This window comes from Arthrobacter sp. SIMBA_036, assembly GCF_046535135.1.
In the GTDB taxonomy this organism is placed as follows: domain Bacteria; phylum Actinomycetota; class Actinomycetes; order Actinomycetales; family Micrococcaceae; genus Arthrobacter.
This window is the reverse complement of sequence record NZ_JAWRXG010000173.1, coordinates 1-271: the sequence shown is the minus strand read 5'-3', so window position 1 is coordinate 271 and position 271 is coordinate 1. Positions and strand designations below refer to the sequence as shown.

Genomic DNA, 271 nt, shown 5'->3' with positions numbered 1-271 from the left:
GGTGCGGGCTTCATCGACCAGGAATCGGTACCCGAACTCGGGGTCGTCCCGGTGGGCATCGAACAAAGCATTGGCCCCGGTAGGCCTGTTCGTACTCGGCATCGGTAACCGGGGTGGCCAGCCAGCGGTAGTAAGGCTGGCGGGCGATCTTCAGCACCCGGCACGTCACCGTGACGGGAATACCGTCAGCGGCAAGGTCTTGGACGAGCGGGTAGCTCATTTTCCCGGCAGATGAGCCTGGGAGAAATATGCCGCTGCCCGGCGCAGAACC

At 63.8% G+C, this 271-nt stretch carries 1 pseudogene; it reads right to left on the bottom strand.

Annotated features, from left to right (window positions below):
• Positions 1-271, bottom strand: a pseudogene (locus tag SB659_RS19540) (IS3 family transposase); the annotation flags it as partial.